The 16047-nt window shown below is 67.7% G+C and carries 19 protein-coding genes; 7 read left to right on the forward strand and 12 right to left on the reverse strand.

Translation table 11 applies throughout. The features are described 5' to 3' along the window. Window positions 1-927: a TetR/AcrR family transcriptional regulator C-terminal domain-containing protein gene (locus ACTHNC_RS00685; protein WP_440292661.1), complete on the forward strand. Its 927-nt coding sequence runs from the start codon at window positions 1-3 to the stop codon at window positions 925-927. A 34-nt stretch (window positions 928-961) separates the two neighbouring features. Here the strand turns inward: ACTHNC_RS00685 and ACTHNC_RS00690 are convergent, their stop codons facing one another. Beyond that, complete coding sequence (locus ACTHNC_RS00690; RefSeq protein WP_440292662.1) at window positions 962-1534, reverse strand: TetR/AcrR family transcriptional regulator; 573 nt, start codon at window positions 1532-1534, stop codon at window positions 962-964. A gap of 51 nt (window positions 1535-1585) precedes the next feature. Here ACTHNC_RS00690 and ACTHNC_RS00695 point away from each other — a divergent pair, with 51 nt between their 5' ends. Then, on the forward strand, window positions 1586-2059 hold the full coding sequence (locus ACTHNC_RS00695; RefSeq protein ID WP_440292663.1) for a DUF1772 domain-containing protein: 474 nt from the start codon (window positions 1586-1588) through the stop codon (window positions 2057-2059). 39 nt (window positions 2060-2098) lie between these two features. Here ACTHNC_RS00695 and ACTHNC_RS00700 read toward each other — a convergent pair whose 3' ends face one another. Together ACTHNC_RS00700 and prmC are read right to left on the reverse strand one after the other, a co-directional pair. Continuing rightward, entirely contained in the window at window positions 2099-3400 is a 1302-nt protein-coding gene (locus ACTHNC_RS00700; RefSeq protein ID WP_440292664.1) for an MFS transporter, read from the reverse strand. A gap of 55 nt (window positions 3401-3455) precedes the next feature. Further along, on the reverse strand, window positions 3456-4346 hold the full coding sequence (gene prmC / locus ACTHNC_RS00705; RefSeq protein WP_440292665.1) for a peptide chain release factor N(5)-glutamine methyltransferase: 891 nt from the start codon (window positions 4344-4346) through the stop codon (window positions 3456-3458). Window positions 4347-4491: 145 nt separating this feature from the next. On the opposite strand from prmC, the gene cysK reads away from it, so the two are divergent. Together cysK and epsC are read left to right on the forward strand one after the other, a co-directional pair. Then, window positions 4492-5430: a cysteine synthase A gene (gene cysK, locus ACTHNC_RS00710; protein ID WP_440292666.1), complete on the forward strand. Its 939-nt coding sequence runs from the start codon at window positions 4492-4494 to the stop codon at window positions 5428-5430. A 10-nt stretch (window positions 5431-5440) separates the two neighbouring features. Next, window positions 5441-6028, forward strand: a complete 588-nt coding sequence (epsC, locus tag ACTHNC_RS00715) for a serine O-acetyltransferase EpsC (protein ID WP_440292667.1) — start codon at window positions 5441-5443, stop codon at window positions 6026-6028. Window positions 6029-6040: 12 nt separating this feature from the next. Here the strand turns inward: epsC and ACTHNC_RS00720 are convergent, their stop codons facing one another. From ACTHNC_RS00720 to ACTHNC_RS00735, 4 genes are all read right to left on the reverse strand, one after another. Beyond that, window positions 6041-6478, reverse strand: coding sequence for a YybH family protein (locus ACTHNC_RS00720; RefSeq protein WP_440292668.1), 438 nt, complete (start codon window positions 6476-6478; stop codon window positions 6041-6043). Continuing rightward, window positions 6475-6837 (reverse strand): hypothetical protein, encoded by a 363-nt coding sequence (locus ACTHNC_RS00725; protein ID WP_440292669.1) that lies wholly within the window; start codon window positions 6835-6837, stop codon window positions 6475-6477. Before ACTHNC_RS00725 ends, ACTHNC_RS00720 begins: the two co-directional genes overlap by 4 nt. 101 nt (window positions 6838-6938) lie before the next feature. Then, a complete protein-coding gene (locus tag ACTHNC_RS00730) occupies window positions 6939-7259 on the reverse strand; it encodes a hypothetical protein (RefSeq protein WP_440292670.1) in 321 nt (106 codons plus the stop codon). A gap of 69 nt (window positions 7260-7328) precedes the next feature. Then, window positions 7329-7883: a TetR/AcrR family transcriptional regulator gene (locus ACTHNC_RS00735; protein ID WP_440292671.1), complete on the reverse strand. Its 555-nt coding sequence runs from the start codon at window positions 7881-7883 to the stop codon at window positions 7329-7331. A gap of 101 nt (window positions 7884-7984) precedes the next feature. Here ACTHNC_RS00735 and ACTHNC_RS00740 point away from each other — a divergent pair, with 101 nt between their 5' ends. Then, a complete protein-coding gene (locus ACTHNC_RS00740; RefSeq protein WP_440292672.1) occupies window positions 7985-8932 on the forward strand; it encodes an NADP-dependent oxidoreductase in 948 nt (315 codons plus the stop codon). Between the two features lie 62 nt (window positions 8933-8994). Here the strand turns inward: ACTHNC_RS00740 and ACTHNC_RS00745 are convergent, their stop codons facing one another. Beyond that, on the reverse strand, window positions 8995-9582 hold the full coding sequence (locus ACTHNC_RS00745) for a DUF1992 domain-containing protein (RefSeq protein ID WP_440292700.1): 588 nt from the start codon (window positions 9580-9582) through the stop codon (window positions 8995-8997). A 168-nt stretch (window positions 9583-9750) separates the two neighbouring features. Between ACTHNC_RS00745 and ACTHNC_RS00750 the strand changes: the two genes are divergently transcribed. Together ACTHNC_RS00750 and ACTHNC_RS00755 are read left to right on the forward strand one after the other, a co-directional pair. Then, entirely contained in the window at window positions 9751-10077 is a 327-nt protein-coding gene (locus tag ACTHNC_RS00750; protein ID WP_440292673.1) for a hypothetical protein, read from the forward strand. After that, the gene (locus tag ACTHNC_RS00755) at window positions 10067-10438 is read left to right on the forward strand and encodes a type II toxin-antitoxin system VapC family toxin (RefSeq protein WP_440292674.1); all 372 of its coding nucleotides are present in this window, start codon (window positions 10067-10069) and stop codon (window positions 10436-10438) included. Before ACTHNC_RS00750 ends, ACTHNC_RS00755 begins: the two co-directional genes overlap by 11 nt. Before the next feature lie 14 nt (window positions 10439-10452). On the opposite strand, the gene prfA is transcribed toward ACTHNC_RS00755, so the two are convergent. From prfA to thrC, 4 genes are all read right to left on the reverse strand, one after another. Continuing rightward, on the reverse strand, window positions 10453-11529 hold the full coding sequence (prfA, locus tag ACTHNC_RS00760; RefSeq protein WP_440292675.1) for a peptide chain release factor 1: 1077 nt from the start codon (window positions 11527-11529) through the stop codon (window positions 10453-10455). Between the two features lie 5 nt (window positions 11530-11534). Next, window positions 11535-13721: a transcription termination factor Rho gene (gene rho, locus ACTHNC_RS00765; RefSeq protein ID WP_440292676.1), complete on the reverse strand. Its 2187-nt coding sequence runs from the start codon at window positions 13719-13721 to the stop codon at window positions 11535-11537. A 245-nt stretch (window positions 13722-13966) separates the two neighbouring features. Beyond that, the gene (gene thrB / locus ACTHNC_RS00770; RefSeq protein ID WP_440292701.1) at window positions 13967-14869 is read right to left on the reverse strand and encodes a homoserine kinase; all 903 of its coding nucleotides are present in this window, start codon (window positions 14867-14869) and stop codon (window positions 13967-13969) included. 92 nt (window positions 14870-14961) lie between these two features. Then, entirely contained in the window at window positions 14962-16047 is a 1086-nt protein-coding gene (thrC, locus tag ACTHNC_RS00775; protein WP_440292677.1) for a threonine synthase, read from the reverse strand.

Raw genomic sequence — 16047 nt, forward strand, 5'->3', positions numbered from 1 at the left:
ATGTCCGACGAACACGTGGGCGCCGATCTGGCCCTGCCGCACGCGGTGGCGCTGTCGTGGGGAGTCGCTGAGCGACCACAGCGCGGACCGAAGCGGGAGCTCAGCATCGAGCGCATCGTGGACGCCGCCATCGAGATCGCGGATGCCGAAGGGCTCGGCGCGGTCTCGATGGCGCGCGTCGCGTCGGCCCTGGGTTTCACGACCATGTCGCTCTACCGTTACGTGACGAGCAAGGATGATCTGCTCCTGCTCATGCAGGACGCCGTCGCCGATATCGAACTGCCGGAGCCGCCCGAGGACGACTGGCGGGCGGGGCTCAAGCAGTGGACGGTGGCGAATCTCGGAGCGTTCACGCGGCATCCCTGGTACAGCCGCATCCCGATCAGCGGCACGCCGATGACGCCGAACGTGATGCGCCTGATCGACACCGCGCTTCGGGCGCTCCGCTCGGCTCCCCTGCGCGACGAGGAGAAGATGGCGTGCGTGCTGCTGCTGGCGTCGTACGTGCGTGGCGTCGGCGATGTGCAGTCCGACATCGCCACGTCGGGTGCAACCGCCGAGGAGGTCAGCGGTGCGCCGTTCGCTGCGGCGCTCGCGCAGCTCGTGACTCCCGATCGCTTCCCCGATCTGGCTCCGCTGATCGCGGGAGGCGCGTACACGAACACGGAGTTCGACGACTTCGCGTTCGGAATCGAGCGGATGCTCGACGGCATCCAGCGCTACATCGAGCAGGGCGGCTCCGGTGCTGCAGTGACCGGTCCGGATGACGCGCAGGATGTCGGCCTCTACGGCTCGGACAAACGGGTCAAGGAGGCCGCCAAAGCCCGCCGCGAGGCCGAGAAGGCGCTCAGGGACGCCCGCAAACGCGAGCGCGATGCGCTGAAGGCGGCTCGCGAACGCGCCCAGAAGGAGCGCCCAGCGCGATAGCCGGGCGAGGCACGGACCATGGCCGCCGCATCTGTCACTGTGGGGAGTGTGCAGCGAACAGCGCCACGACAGCTTCCTCGCGGAGACCGTCGAGGTCGGAGTCCAGTCGATCGTGCGCCTCGAGCTGGCTGATGCCGTGGAGCGTGCTCCAGAGGAGCTCTGCACGCACCGCCGTGTCGCGGCCATCCCTTCCGCCGACGGCTCGCTCGAGGAGCGCGAAGCCTTGGCGGAGCACAACAGGCGTGTCGCTTGAGGCGAAGGCGATTCCGGTACGGAAGGACGCCATGGCCTCGTACACGGCGGGGTGCTCCCTGGCGAATGCGAGGTACGCAGCGATGAGTGCTGGCAGCGTGCCGGTGTCGTCGTCCGGAACATCCATCGCTTTCGCGAGTTCGGCATACCCGTCGATCACGACGCGTTCGACGATCTCTTCGCGGCCGCGCGGGAAATGCCGGTACAGGATCGGCTGACTCACGCCGATCGCCTCGGCGAGCCGGCGCACTGTGACCGCAGACCAACCCTCGCGCTCCGCGATTTCGCGCGTCGTCTGGATGATCCGCGCCTCTCGCTCGAGGATTCTCCGGGTGTCTTGCGCGTAACGAGGCATACCCGTAGATTAGCACCGCTAACACTTAGCATTGCTAACACGGAGGAGAACATGACAGTCATCATCGCCATCACCACGACGCTGGCCATTCTCAGCCTCGCCGTCATCTTCGGGACGGACATGAGCATCGCCGTCGTGCAGCGAGCGGTCTACGCCGAGATCGACGACCGTACGCTCGTGCAGATCGTCGGTCGAGGGCACTTCTACGGCGATCGCCGCTTCCCGCCGATAGGCATCGGCGGGACGGTCCTTACCGTCGCCACAGTTGTTCTCGCGTCCGTGTGGGCGAGCCCCGTGGCAGGCATACTCTCCGGCGTCGCCTTGGCTCTCCTGATCGTGTGGCTTCTGCTCTTCGCTCTCATCGCCAAACCGATCAACACGACTCTCACTGCTGCGGCGTTGGCCGACGAGGTGCCCACAAACGCCCGCGCCCTGCAGAACCGATGGGAATCGATCATCGTCCTTCGCGCAACACTGCTCGCCGTCGACATCGCACTGCTGTGTGCGACGCTCTTCTTCATCTGACGTCGCAGGCGACTCTCCCTGTTTCAGTTCGTCGCGTCTTCAGAGCGCGGCGTCCGGCGTATCCGAGTGGCGGGCCTTGCGAAGCGGTGAGACGGCGACGATGAGGGCTGCTGCGGCGAAGATCGTCGCTCCGATTCCGATGCTGAGGCGATAGCCGAGGAATGTCGCCAGCAGTCCGGCAAGCAGAGCACCGAGCAAGAAGACGACTCGGTTGACCGTGCGGATGGTCGAGTTCATCCTTCCCTGTAGCGCGTCCGGCGCCACAGCCTGTCGATACCCGGTGTCGTTCGCATCCTCGATGCCCATGGAGAGGCCGTAGACGAATTGAGCAGCGGAGACGAAGGTCAGCAACACGCCGATACCGCTGGTCGCATCGATCGGCACGATCGCCAGCGCGAGCCATGGCGCGACAACGAGGGCTCGGCCGAGGAAGATTCCTCCCCCGGCGCCGAGTCGGGCTCCGATGCGCGGGGCGACGAGGGCGCCGAGGAAACCGCCGACGGCTCCGAACGCGAGCGTGACGCCGAAGGCCCATGCCGGCAGGTCGAGCTCGCGCAGGACGAAGACCGCGAAGAGGGTGGACACGATGCTATTGCCGAGGAACCAGGTGTGAATGGAGAGCGCTAGGGGTCGAAGCATCCGATGGCGATAGGTGTAGCGCATCCCTTCGGCGATGTCGTGGCCGATGTGGTGGCCATCCGTGCGCGGCGCGGGCTTCGACTCGACGACATCGATTCGAGACTGGAGCACCGCCGAGACCGCCGTGATGACCGAGTCGAACAGGAACAGAATCGGAGCGCCCAGGAGGTTGAGAAGCGCTCCACCGAGGGCTGGTCCCGCTGTGCTGGCGACCGTGCTGCTCTGACCGAGTCGAGCGTTGGCCATGACGAGTGACGCTCGTGGGACGATGCGTGGCAACAGAGGCTGAGCGGCCGAGTCTGCGAAGAGAACCAGCACCCCGAGAATCAGGGTGACGATCGCCAACGACCAGAAGCCGAGCGCGTTGAAGAGCAGAAGAACAGTGATCGAGGCCAACGCCAAAGCCCGCCCGATGCTGGTGAGCACCAGCGTGCGCTGCCGTCGCCAGCGGTCCATGAGGGCGCCGACGATCAGTCCGAGGAACACGTAAGGAACGACGCTCAAAGCGCTGAAGATGCTGATCTCGATCGGCGTTGCGTGCAGCACCGAAACGATCAGGACCTGAAACGCGACACCGGATATCGCGCCCCCGAATGCCCGGATGGTCGTAGCGCTCCAGAAGTACGCGAAGGGCGGAAATCGGAGCACCTCGCGTGGACCATCCGCGGCGCCGGTCTCAGCCGGAACCGCCGCGTCGCCCACACGTTCAGCCTACCGGCGGCTCGTTTCGAGGGATCTTCGGCTCCTGTCGCGCACCTCAGCGCACCGCCGTCGTGACGCGGTCGCGCAGTGTCAGGTCGACGTGCGTCGCGGTGGCGTGCCAGCCGTCGGCATCCAGGATGTCCCGCACCGCCTCTCCCTGGAACTCTCCGTGCTCGATCGCGACGAGCCCACCGGGCCGCAGCAAACTGAGCGCTCGACGGGAGATCACCCGCACCACGTCGAGACCGTCTTCGCCCCCGTACAGCGCAGCGGCCGGGTCGAAGAGCCGCACCTCCGGGTCGCGCGGGATCGCATCGTCGGGCACGTAGGGCGGGTTCGACGCGACCACGGCCGCGCGACCTTCGAGCTCGGGGAAGGCATCCGCCAGGTCGCCCTGCACGAGTTCGAGGTTCGCCACGCCCGTCTCTTCCACGTTGCGGTGCGCCCACGCGTAGGCGTCGGACGAGCGCTCGACGGCCGCGATGCGAGCGTGCGGAACCTCTGTGGCCATGGCGAGCGCGATGGCACCGCTTCCCGTTCCGAGATCGATTCCGATCGGCTGCTGCTCGGCTGACGATCGCAGCGCGTCGACCGCGAGCCCGGCGAGGAGCTCGGTCTCCGGCCGCGGGACGAAGACGCCCGGCCCCACCAGTAGCTCGAGCGAGCGAAACGGTGCGCGCCCCGTGATGTGCTGGAGCGGCTCGCGGTCGGCACGGCGACGCACCACCTCGCGGAGCCGGGAGGCTTCGGCGGCCGGCACGCGCGCATCCATCACCGCCTTCGCCTGCACGGAGCCCCTGCTCGCACCCAGCACGTGACCCGCCAGCAGCTCCGCATCGACCGTCGGGTCCTGGATGCCGGCCGCCGCCAGCGTCTCGGCTGCCTCGTTCAGCAGCGTACGGAGGGGGACGGTGTCGTCGTCGCCGAGCGTCTGGTCGAGCTGCATCGAGGTCCTTCCGGATTCCGCTGACGTAACACACACGACGCGGGACAGACGTCAAGAATAGGCTGCGACAGGATGCGAGGCGGCCCAGCGTTCTGCCGCCGCGCGCTCTGCGAGGCTTCGGTACGTTTCTCGAAAGGCGCAACACATGACCGGCAAGATCTACACCGACATCACCCAGGTCGTCGGCGGCACTCCGCTCGTGCGGCTCAACCGCGTGACGGACGGAGCGGATGCCACGGTGCTGGCGAAGCTCGAGTTCTACAGCCCGGCAGCGAGCGTGAAGGACCGCATCGGCGTGGCCATCATCGACGCCGCCGAGCAGGCGGGAGCGCTGAAGCCCGGCGGCACGATCGTCGAGGGCACCAGCGGGAACACCGGCATCGCCCTCGCGTTCGCGGCCGCCGCCCGGGGTTACAAGCTGATCATCACGATGCCGGAGACCGCCAGCAAGGAGCGTCGAGTGCTGCTCCGCGCGTTCGGCGCCGAGGTGCTGCTCACCCCCGGAGCCGACGGCATGCGCGGCGCCGTCGAGAAGGCGAAGGAGATCGTCGCGAACACCGACAACGCCATCTGGGCGCAGCAGTTCGCGAACGAGGCGAACCCACAGATCCACCGTGCGACCACGGGTCCCGAGATCTGGGCCGACACCGACGGCGATGTCGACGTGCTCGTGGCCGGCATCGGAACGGGCGGCACCATCACGGGAGCCGGACAGTACCTGCGCGAGCAGAAGTCGGACATCCGCATCATCGCCGTCGAGCCGGAGGAGTCGCCGATTCTGAACGGCGGTGCGCCCGGCCCGCACAAGATCCAGGGCCTTGGCGCGAACTTCGTGCCCGAGGTGCTCGACACGTCGATCTACGACGAGGTTGTCGACGTGAACGCGGATGCCGCGATCGCGATGGCGCGCAGGCTCGCCGCGGAAGAGGGCATCCTGGCCGGCATCTCCTCCGGCGCCGCGGTGCACGCGGCCGTGCAGGTGGCGAAGCGCGAGGAGAACGCGGGAAAGACGATCGTGGTCGTCGTGCCGGACTTCGGCGAGCGCTACGTGTCGACCGTGCTGTACCAGGACCTGCAGGACTGAGTTCGTCTCGATGAGCGTGCTGTCGCGGATGCGCGAGGATGTCGCGGCCGCGAGGCGTCACGACCCGGCGGCGCGCGGCGCCGCCGAGATCGTGCTGTCGTACTCCGGCTTGCATGCGATCTGGTTGCACCGCGTCGCGCACCGCTGGTGGCGCTCCCCCGGTCTCAAGCTGCCTGCGCGCCTGCTGTCGCAGTTCGCCCGATTCCTGACCGGTATCGAAATCCACCCGGGAGCGCGCATCGGGCGACGGTTCTTCATCGATCACGGCATGGGTGTGGTGATCGGTGAGACCGCCGTCGTCGGCGACGACGTGATGCTGTACCACGGCGTGACGCTGGGCGGAAAGTCACGCGGACGCGGCAAACGGCACCCGACCCTCCGCGACGGTGTGGTCGTCGGCGCCGGGGCACAGGTGCTGGGAGACATCGTCATCGGCGCGCGATCGGTGGTGGGCGCGAACGCGGTCGTCGTGAAGTCGGCGCCCTCGGATTCCGTGCTGGTGGGCATCCCGGCGCAGGCGCGACAGCAGGATGCGCCGCATCACCTCTCGCAAACGCACGCCGACGAGACGTGGCTCGACCCGGGCATCTACATCTGAGTCGGGACCGCGTCAGGGCTCGAGATCGGCCACGCCCTTACCGGTCGTGACGTCGAACGGCACGGAGACGTGGTCGTGCACGAGCGACCACCGTCCGTCGATCCTGCGGAAGCCGTAGGACACGCGCACCCACATGCCTGGGGTGGTGGCGCCGTTCTGCAGCACGCCGCTCAGGCGCCCGAAGCCGTGCCCGAACGCGACATCGTCGCCCACCGCGAACTGCAGCTCGCGCACCTCGTAGGACAGCCGGTCGAACACGGCGAACGCGTTGATCCAGTTGCGCAGCTTGGAGTCGATGCCCACGTGCTGCAGCGGCGGCTCGACGTCGAAGGAGACGACGTCGGCGGCGTACAGCTGCCGCAGCGCATCCGGGTCTTTCGCGCCGATCGCATCGATGATGCGCTCGATGTGCCGCCGGAGCTCGGCCTCGTCTTGCTCGTGGTGCGTCATGCCCTGTCGTCCTCTCGTTGGCTCGTGTCTCTCACTGAACCACGTCGGGTGCGTGCCCAGTCGACGACGCGGGCGATGAGCCGCCGGATGCCTCGCCTGAAGTACCACACGAGTGCCAGCGCGAGGAGCACGATGGGCAGCGCCTCTGGAACGGCGAACAGTCCACCGAGCAGGAGCTCCAGCGCCTCGAAGCCGACGAGGGATCCTGCTGCGACCCATACCCAGCCGCTGAACAGTGCGAGGTGCAGATGCGTGCGGTATGCAAGGCGGCGGGCGAGCAGGATGGCGAGCCGCAAGCGCCTCGGCAGACGATGCCGCGAAATGGATGTATGGGCGCGGGCAGAAGAGGAAACGGGCATGACAACTCCAGGCGTTGGTTACGGGATCGGCAGACCCCGCCCGGAGTTGAACGGTCGCGCAAGCATCCTGCCCGTCAGTGGGGCTGATCGGATGTCTGGCGCTACGGAAGGAGACTCGAGGCGGGGCCGATGCGCACGCCTGGCGCCCTTGCCCCGCGGCCGCCGACACGAAGTGTCTCAGGCCGGCTCGTTCGCACGGCGACGACCTGATCGCGCGGCCGGCGATCGGCGACACCGTGCCGAACCCGCGCGATCGTGCTGAGCACGACACGCACCGCGACGGCGACACCGATCGCTAGAACGCCGACGGCGACGACCAGTGCGACCACGGCGAGTGCTGTGGGCTCCGCGTGCGCCGTCGTGCGCATCCAGGTGTCGGCGACGACGAGCCAGGTCAGCACAACGCCGCCGATCCCCGCCATGTCACCTCCAGCCGTCGTGAGCAGCCTACCCGTGGGGGTCTCAACGAGCGTCACGTGCGTTCGCGCACTTCAATCCAGCGCTCGCACCTCGTCGACCGCGAGCCGGATAAGTCGCTCGAGTTCGGCGGCGGATGCTCCGTCCCAGTCTGCGAGGGCGCGTCGGAAGGCGACCATCCCGACACGAGCTGCCAAGGCCGCGGACGACCCGGGCATGCCGCGCGCAGACAGGGCTGCCGCGATCGACTCGATGAGCGCAGCCGTCTTGGCGTGCGCTCGCTCTTGCAGTGCAGGCGTTACCTCGATGATCGACTGACGCGCTACTGCGACACATCTGCCTGCCACCAAGAGCGGCACGCTTGCTGTGAACGCACGAGTGAGCACGTTCAGTGGAGACTCCCCCGGTGGTGCCGTCTCGATAGCACTCACCAGGGTGTCGCGGAGTTCGATTTCACCGTCGAAGAGCACCTCCCGCTTGTCCGCGAAGTGGCGAAAATAGGTGCGCTCGGTCACGCCCGCCCGAATCGCGATCTGCGCCGTCGTCGTCGCGTCGAAGCCGCGATCCCGATAGAGCTCCAACGCGGCTTCGCGGAGTCGTTTGCGCGCGTCGGCGCCGCTTCGAGGCATGCAGAGATCATATCGCCGATGCGTCAGTCACTGTCGGAACGTGGTAGCGTCAGCGACTGTCACTACGTGGTGTGCCACATCGAATCGAGTCAGGAGTGCACATGTCCACCATCACCTCACGCGTCCTCCGCTTCCACGAGCACGGAGAGCCGCTCGATGTGCTGCATCAAGAACTCACCGAGGTGGCAGACCCGCCCGCGGACCGCGTTCGGGTGCGAGTCGAGGCGACAGGCCTCAACCCGGCGGACTGGCAGATCTGCAGAGGCTTCATGGCCGGATCGCTGCCACGCGGCGTCGGCTGCGACGTCGCAGGTCGTGTGGATGCCGTCGGCCGGAATGTGACCGATGTCGCGATCGGCGACCTGGTCGTCGGGTCCGCTGACTTCGCAGGACAACCGAGCGCAGGCGCCGCGGACGTTGCGATCCTGCGCTCCTGGACACCGATCCCCGACGGCCTCGACTCCATTCATGCGGCAACCCTGCCCATGGTCGTCCAGACCGCCGTATGGACCATCGACGCGATGGGCGTGGACGATGGCACCACTCTGCTTGTCCACGGTGCCGGCTCGATGGTCGGATACGCCGCGGTGCAGGTCGCGCTCGATCACGGCGCGAACGTGATCGCGACTGCCGGCGCCACCTTCGAAACCGACCTCACCGGCTTCGGCGCGCACGTCACAAGGTACGGCGACGGCATGGTCGCCCGGGTACGCGAGCTCGCCGGAGGTCGTGTGGATCTGGTGCTGGATGCCGCGCCGCCGGTCACCGGAATCATCCCGACCCTGATCGAGACTGTGCGCGATCCGGACGATGTCGTGACCGTGAGCAACCACGACGACGCGAGGCGGCTCGGTGCTCGAGTGAACCTGGACATGCTTCGAACGCAGGGCTGGCCGTCGTACGACCCGACGGCCGAGTATGCGGCGAAGGCAGCCAAGGGCGAGTTCCGTCTCCCCATCGGCCGCACGTTCGAGCTCGACGACTGGCGCTCCGCAGTGGAGCTCAGCCTTTCGCGCGCGCCGCACGGCAAGATCGTGCTCATTCCCTGAGCGAGCGCCGGCTGGCTCACTCTTTGCCGAGCCTGCCGGCCGTCACGCCGATCGAAAGAGCGTCACGCACCTCCTAGCCGACGCCATCGCGACTTCCGGTTCGTCGTGCCGGAAACCTCCGGAGTCGTCTGACTGGCATCCCGTCTGTTCTCACGACGTTCTCGCCAGGCCACCACCTCGCGCTCGATGTCCCGAGTCGGAGTGACGACCGGCGGACCACCCAGGAGCTGCCGACGCGCTTCGATCACGCGGCGGTTGAAATCCTCCAGAGCCTCTCGCACGTCGGCTTCGCGAACGAGTAGGTCGAGACGGTCATCCAGCTCGGTGTTCTCGACGCGCAAGGTCAACGCCGCCGGGCCAAGCCCGTGCAGCTTCTCCGTCTCGATCTTGCGGATCCACCAGTTCTCATCGTGCGTGCCGCCGAGACCGGGCAGCGGCTTCCCGGATCCCGGCAGGTTGTCGAACTCGCCGCGACGGATGGCCTGCTGCAGCTCCGTCTCGACGATGGCTGCCTGCAGATCCTCGCCGACACTGGCGCTCGCCTGCACGTCCGCGTCGTACTCGCGGCGTTCGGAGCGATCGGACTCGCTGCCGGCCTGGCGACGCCGGTATTCGTACCGGGCCGCGGCGATCCTCGGATCCTCGGTCATCCTGGCACCTCCCCCGGTCATCGCGTCGGGTCCCACCACAACCGTATCGAAGCGGTTGGAGGCGACCGCAGGCGCTCTTATCCACAGATTCGCCGAATCGTGCATGTGCATCACATGTAGCCTGGAAAGATGCCAGTTATGTTGCAGGTGCGGAATCTCCCGGATGACGTGCACGCCAAGCTCAAGAAGCGGGCGCGCGAGGTCGGCATGTCCCTTTCGGACTACGTGGCTGCACAGCTCGCCGAGCTGGTGAAGTACCGGAGCAACGCCGAGATCTTGGAGGAGGCCCGAAACCGGGCCATTGCTGCCGGCATCCCGGATCAACTGCGCGCGGACGGCCTCAACGGGGCCGAGATGACGCGCCGAGCAAGGGCGGAACGAGATGAAGAGCTCTTCGGCGAAGACGGCGTCTACGGACCTCACGGCATCTTCAGCGACGAGTGGCCCGAGCGACGGCGGAAGTTCCTCGAAGAGTTCCCGGATAGTGCTGGATAACTCGATCCTCTTCGATTGGCTCGCCTTCGCGGCGCCGGTCGGCGAGTGGGCGGATTCCGCACTGCACGCACCGACCCTGATCGATTACGAATTCCTTCACACACTGCGCGGAAATGTGAACGGCGGCAAGATCACGGCTTCCGCGGCGCGAGAGGTGCTCGGCAGCTTCATGGAGCTCGAAATCCATCGACACGACGCTCACCGGCTCTTGCACGCAATGTGGCGGTTCCGCCACGACATGAGCGCCTACGACGCCAGCTATGCGGCACTTGCACAGGCACTCGGCGCACCACTCGTGACTACTGACCTACGGCTCGCGCGGACAGCGAGGCGATGGTGCCGCGTGATCGTCCCCGAATAACGCGGCCGAGCCCCTCACTCCTCGCCGAGTGCCGCCAGCTGCGCTTCCTCATCGGCGTGGATGGCCGAATCGATCACCGGGTCGAGTGCGCCGTTCATGACCTGGTCGAGGTTGTACGCCTTGTACCCGGTGCGATGGTCGGCGATGCGGTTCTCCGGGAAGTTGTAGGTGCGGATGCGCTCGGAACGGTCCATCCCACGGATCTGCGACTTACGAGCATCGGATGCCGCCGCCTCCAGCTCCTCCTGCTGCTTCGCGAGCAGCCGGGCGCGCAGCACGCGCATCGCGGCCTCACGGTTCTGGATCTGCGACTTCTCGTTCTGCATCGACACCACGATGCCCGTCGGCAGGTGCGTGATGCGCACAGCCGAGTCCGTCGTGTTCACCGACTGACCGCCCGGACCCGACGAACGGAAGACATCCACCCGGATGTCGTTCGGCGCGATGTCGATCTCCTCCGGCTCGTCGACCTCGGGGAACACGAGCACGCCGGCGGTGGATGTCTGAATGCGCCCCTGCGACTCGGTCACCGGCACGCGCTGCACCCGGTGCACGCCGCCCTCGTACTTCAGGTGCGCCCAAGGACCCTCTGCCGGGTCGGACGAGTTGCCCTTGATGGCGACCTGCACGTTCGTGTAGCCGCCGAGATCCGTGTCGTCGTGCTCCAGGATCTCGGTCTTGAAACCCTTGGACTCCGCATAGTGCAGGTACATCCGCAGCAGGTCCGCGGCGAACAGCGCCGACTCCGCTCCCCCGGCGCCGGCCTTGATCTCCATGATCACGTCGCGGCCGTCGTCGGGGTCACGCGGAATGAGCAGCCGGCGCAGCTTCTCCTGTGCGGCGGTCAGCGATTCCTCGAGTGCCGGCACCTCCTCGGCGAACGCGGCGTCTTCCTTGGCCAGCTCACGGGCGGCATCCAGGTCGTCGCCCAGCCGCTTCCAGTGTTCGTGCGCGGCCCTGATCTGGCTGAGCTCGGCGTACCGCCGATTCAGCTTCTTGGCGCGCGCGGCATCCGCGTGCACGGCCGGATCGGCGAGCTGCTCCTGCAGCGCCTTGTGCTCGTCGAGCAGGGACTGGATGGAATCGAACACCGGTGTCAGCGGTGGTCGTTCTCGTGCGCGTGCGAGTGAGCCACCGCGTGGCCGCCGGTCGGCGCCGGGATCGACTTCTGCATCTGCACGAGGAACTCCACGTTGGAGCTGGTCTCCTTGAGCTTGCCGAGCACCACCTCGAGCGCCTGCTGCGGGTCGAGTCCGGCGAGCGCGCGACGCAGCTTCCAGGTGATCTTCACCTCGTCGGAGCTCATCAGCATCTCTTCGCGACGGGTGCCGGATGCGTTCACGTCGACGGCAGGGAAGATGCGCTTGTCCGCCAGCTGACGCGAGAGACGCAGCTCGGAGTTGCCGGTTCCCTTGAACTCCTCGAAGATCACCTCGTCCATCTTGGATCCGGTCTCGATGAGCGCCGTAGCCAGTATGGTCAGCGACCCGCCGTGCTCGATGTTGCGTGCGGCGCCGAAGAACCGCTTCGGCGGGTACAGGGCCGAGGCGTCAACTCCACCGGAGAGGATGCGACCGGATGCCGGCGCCGCCAGGTTGTAGGCGCGGCTCAGACGCGTGATCGAGTCGAGTAGCACGACCACGTCGTGACCCAGCTCGACGAGGCGCTTCGCACGCTCGATGGCAAGCTCGGCGACCGTGGTGTGGTCCTCTGCGGGACGGTCGAACGTGGACGCGATGACCTCGCCCTTGACCGTGCGCTGCATGTCGGTGACCTCTTCGGGCCGCTCGTCCACGAGCACGACCATGAGGTGCACCTCCGGGTTGTTCGTGGTGATCGCGTTCGCGATCTGCTGCATCACGATCGTCTTGCCGGCCTTCGGCGGCGCCACGATGAGTCCACGCTGGCCCTTGCCGATCGGTGCGACGAGATCGATGATGCGCTGCGTGAGCTTGGCCGGCTCGGTCTCGAGCCGCAGCCGCTCCTGCGGGTACAGCGGCGTGAGCTTCGTGAACTCGACCCGGTTCACGGCCTCGTCGACGCTCTGGCCGTTGATCGAGTCCACCTTGACCAGCGCGTTGTACTTCTGGCGGCCGGTGTTCTCGCCCTCGCGAGGCTGACGGATGGCTCCCACCACCGCGTCGCCCTTGCGCAGGTTGTACTTCTTCACCTGCCCGAGCGAGACGTAGACGTCGCTCGGGCCGGGCAGGTAGCCGCTGGTGCGCACGAACGCATAGTTGTCGAGCACATCGAGGATGCCGGCGACCGGAATGAGCACGTCGTCTTCGAGGATCTCCGGCTCGACATCGTCGGATGCCCCGCCACGGCGCTTGCGGTCGCGGTACCGGCTGCGTCCGCCGCGCTCGTCGTCCTGTGCCTGGCCGCCCTGCTTCTGCTGGTTCTGCTGGCCGCCCTGCTTCTGCTGCTGCTTCTGCTGAGCCTGGTCGCCGTCGTTCTGCTGGCCGGCCTGCTGGTCGCGCTGGCCGTTCTGGTCGCCGTCGCCCCGCCGGTTCTTGTTGCGGCCACGGTTGCGGCGACCCTGACGCGGCTGCTCGCGCTGGCCGTCGTCGGATGCCTGCGCGTCGCCCGCGCCCTGCTCGCGGTTGCCCGAGTCGGCGCCTTCCGCCGACTGCTGGGCCTGCTCAGATGCTCCGGCGGCGCCGGAAGTCGCTTCGCGCTCGTCGCGCTGAGCGCCGGCTTGCGGCCGCTCGTTCGTCTCGCCTCGCTGCGCGTCGGCCGGCTGCGGGCCGGCCTCGGAGTCGAGGCCGGGCACGCCGGCCTCGCCGGCGTTCACGTGTGCGGCGGCGGAGACGGTACGTCCGCCGTCGACACTCGTCACCCGGCGGGAACCGCGGCGCGTGCGAGTGGGAGGCGTCTGGAGGTCGAGAGCGGCCTGGAGCGCCGCCTCCGCCTCGGCCGCGCTGAGCTCGGTCTGCGGCTCGTCGGCCGAGATCTCGACCTGCCGGGCCTGGTCCGGCTGCTGGGCTTCCGCGTCGGCGGCGGAGTGAGTGGAGACATCCGCGTCTCCGCCCTGCTGCGCCTCGACGGCGATGCCATCGAGCGTCGGAGCGGACTCGGCCGCTCCACCCGTCGAACGTGCCGCCTCGATAGCGGCGACGAGCTCGCCCTTGCGCAGCTTCGCCGCGCCGGCGATGCCGAGGCTCGTGGCGAGCGACTGCAGCTGCGGAACGCGCAGAGTCGACAGGTCCGTTGTGGAGTCCACGCCGTCGGCGTGGAGATTGACATCAGTCACTGAAGAGGATTCCTTTCCTCCGGCGGGCATAGAAGCGCCTCGCCCGGGGTGCGTGTCGTGTGATGGCCGTTCCAAAACGTGTTTCGATCGCGTACGTCGGGGATCGCTACGCGGTTTCGGGCAGGCAACGACAGCAATGAGTTACAAGAATTTCACCCGAAAGCCAGATTCGCTCGAATCTCGCGTCGTCTGGCTGGTGCGGCCAGTCTACCATCACCGGCGTGCCCTCTCGGCCATCCACACGCCCGACGCCGGCACCAGAGCGGGTGACCCGCTCAGGGCGTCCCTTCCACGCGGTGCACCGTCGCACCGAGGAAGTCGACGGCGAGCATGAGCGGCTGCCACCGGGTCTCTTCGCGGTCGGCGACGAGCTGCGCGGCAGCCAGGCGCTGCGCAGGATCGCTGCACAGCACCAAGATCGATGGGCCGGCCCCCGACACCACGGCGGGAAAGCCCGCGGCCCGGAGCTCGGAGATGAGGCGGTTCGTCTCAGGCATCGCGGTCGCCCGGTAGTTCTGGTGCAGCTTGTCCTCGGTGGCCGCCAGCAGCAGCTCCGGGCTCTGCACGAGTGCGGCGACGAGCAGCGCAGACCGCGAAACGTTGAACACGGCGTCCTCGTGCGGCACGGACTCCGGCTGGAGGCTTCTGGCCAGCGCCGTCGACATCGCGTGCTCCGGCACGAACACGAGCGGCGAAACGCCGCGGTGCACGATCAGCTTCTTGTGCGAGGGACCACCTTGGGACATCCACGCGATCGTCAGTCCGCCGAAAAGTGCGGGCGCCACGTTGTCGGGATGACCCTCGAGGTCGGTCGCCAGCGCGAGCAGCCGATCGGGGCCGACCTCCGCCAGGCCGTCTAGCAGACCCTTCGCCGCGACGATGCCCGCCACGATCGCCGCACCCGACGAGCCGAGACCACGACCGTGCGGAATCGCGTTGTGCGCCACCAGCTCGAGCCCGGGCACCTGGATGCCTGCAGCCGCGAACGCGTGGGCGATGGAACGCACGACGAGGTTCGACTCGTCGGTGGGGACCTCGCCCTCGCCGACGCCCTGCACGGTAACGCGGGCTCCCGGCTCGGCCCGCACCGTCACGGTGAGGTCGTCGTACAGCGCGAGTGCCAGACCGAGAGTGTCGAAACCCGGTCCGAGGTTCGCCGAAGTGGCGGGGACCTTCACGCGAACGCTGCGGCCGACGGGGACCGGGGAGGTGCTGGCATCCGTCGCACCCGATTCCGAAGCCGCAGACTCCGGGGGCACGGATGCCGCGTTCACGCCGCGCCCGAAGGGCTCAGCCCGAGCACGTCGGCGATCTGCGCCGTGTCCACCGGCACGACGGTCGGCTGAACCTCGCCGCCGCCTGCCGTGCGCAGCGCCCACTGCGGGTCCTTCAAGCCGTGGCCGGTGACCGTGATCACGACGCGGGAACCTGCCGGAATCGCCCCCGCCTCGGAACGCTCCAAGAGTCCGGCAACGCCGATGGCGCTGGCCGGTTCCACGAAGATTCCCACCTCGGCGGAGAGGATGCGGTGCGCAGCGAGGATCTGCTCGTCTTCGATCGATCCGAAGTAGCCGTTCGTCGTGTCACGGGCCTTGAGCGCCAGCTCCCACGATGCCGGGTTGCCGATGCGGATGGCGCTGGCGATGGTCTCCGGCTCCTTCACGGGATGACCGAGCACGATCGGCGCGCTTCCAGCGGCCTGGAACCCGAACATGCGCGGCAGCTTCGTGGAGACTCCGCGCTCGACCTCCTCGGTGTAGCCGCGCGTGTAGGCGGTGTAGTTGCCGGCGTTGCCGACCGGGATGAAGTGGAAGTCGGGCGCGTCGCCGAGCACCTCGACCACCTCGAACGCCGCGGTCTTCTGGCCCTCGATGCGGTCGTTGTTGACCGAGTTCACCAGGTGCACCGGGTAGTTCGCGGCGAGGTCGCGGGCGATGTCGAGGCAGTCGTCGAACGTGCCCTGCACCTGCAGCAGCTGGGCGTTGTGCGCGATGGCCTGGCTCAGCTTGCCCATCGCGATCTTGCCCTCCGGCACGAGCACGACGGACTGGATGCCGGCGTGGGTCGCGTACGCGGCCGCCGACGCTGACGTATTGCCGGTCGATGCGCAGATGACGGCCTTGGCGCCCTGCTCGACGGCCTTGGAGACGGCCATCGTCATGCCGCGGTCCTTGAAGGAACCGGTCGGGTTCATGCCCTCGAACTTGACGTGCACGTCGGCGCCGGTGCGAGCAGACAGCGCGGGCGCCGGGATGAGCGGGGTTCCGCCCTCGCCGAGCGTGACGATCGGCGTCGCCTCCGTCACGTCGAGACGGTCGGCGTATTCGCGCAGAACGCCCTGCCATTGGTGCGCCAC

The organism is Humibacter sp. (genome assembly GCF_051954055.1).
Taxonomy (GTDB): Bacteria; Actinomycetota; Actinomycetes; order Actinomycetales; family Microbacteriaceae; genus Humibacter.

Coding starts and splice junctions, on each gene's coding strand:
- ACTHNC_RS00725 (WP_440292669.1), bottom strand. CDS start 6,837: ATGCCCGTTTCCTCTTCTGCCCGCGCCCATACATCCATTTCGCGGCAT.
- epsC (WP_440292667.1), top strand. CDS start 5,441: ATGAGCGTGCTGTCGCGGATGCGCGAGGATGTCGCGGCCGCGAGGCGT.
- rho (WP_440292676.1), bottom strand. CDS start 13,721: ATGCCCGCCGGAGGAAAGGAATCCTCTTCAGTGACTGATGTCAATCTC.
- cysK (WP_440292666.1), top strand. CDS start 4,492: ATGACCGGCAAGATCTACACCGACATCACCCAGGTCGTCGGCGGCACT.
- ACTHNC_RS00695 (WP_440292663.1), top strand. CDS start 1,586: ATGACAGTCATCATCGCCATCACCACGACGCTGGCCATTCTCAGCCTC.
- ACTHNC_RS00690 (WP_440292662.1), bottom strand. CDS start 1,534: ATGCCTCGTTACGCGCAAGACACCCGGAGAATCCTCGAGCGAGAGGCG.
- prmC (WP_440292665.1), bottom strand. CDS start 4,346: ATGCAGCTCGACCAGACGCTCGGCGACGACGACACCGTCCCCCTCCGT.
- ACTHNC_RS00740 (WP_440292672.1), top strand. CDS start 7,985: ATGTCCACCATCACCTCACGCGTCCTCCGCTTCCACGAGCACGGAGAG.
- ACTHNC_RS00685 (WP_440292661.1), top strand. CDS start 1: ATGTCCGACGAACACGTGGGCGCCGATCTGGCCCTGCCGCACGCGGTG.
- ACTHNC_RS00745 (WP_440292700.1), bottom strand. CDS start 9,582: ATGACCGAGGATCCGAGGATCGCCGCGGCCCGGTACGAATACCGGCGT.
- ACTHNC_RS00730 (WP_440292670.1), bottom strand. CDS start 7,259: ATGGCGGGGATCGGCGGCGTTGTGCTGACCTGGCTCGTCGTCGCCGAC.
- ACTHNC_RS00735 (WP_440292671.1), bottom strand. CDS start 7,883: ATGCCTCGAAGCGGCGCCGACGCGCGCAAACGACTCCGCGAAGCCGCG.
- ACTHNC_RS00720 (WP_440292668.1), bottom strand. CDS start 6,478: ATGACGCACCACGAGCAAGACGAGGCCGAGCTCCGGCGGCACATCGAG.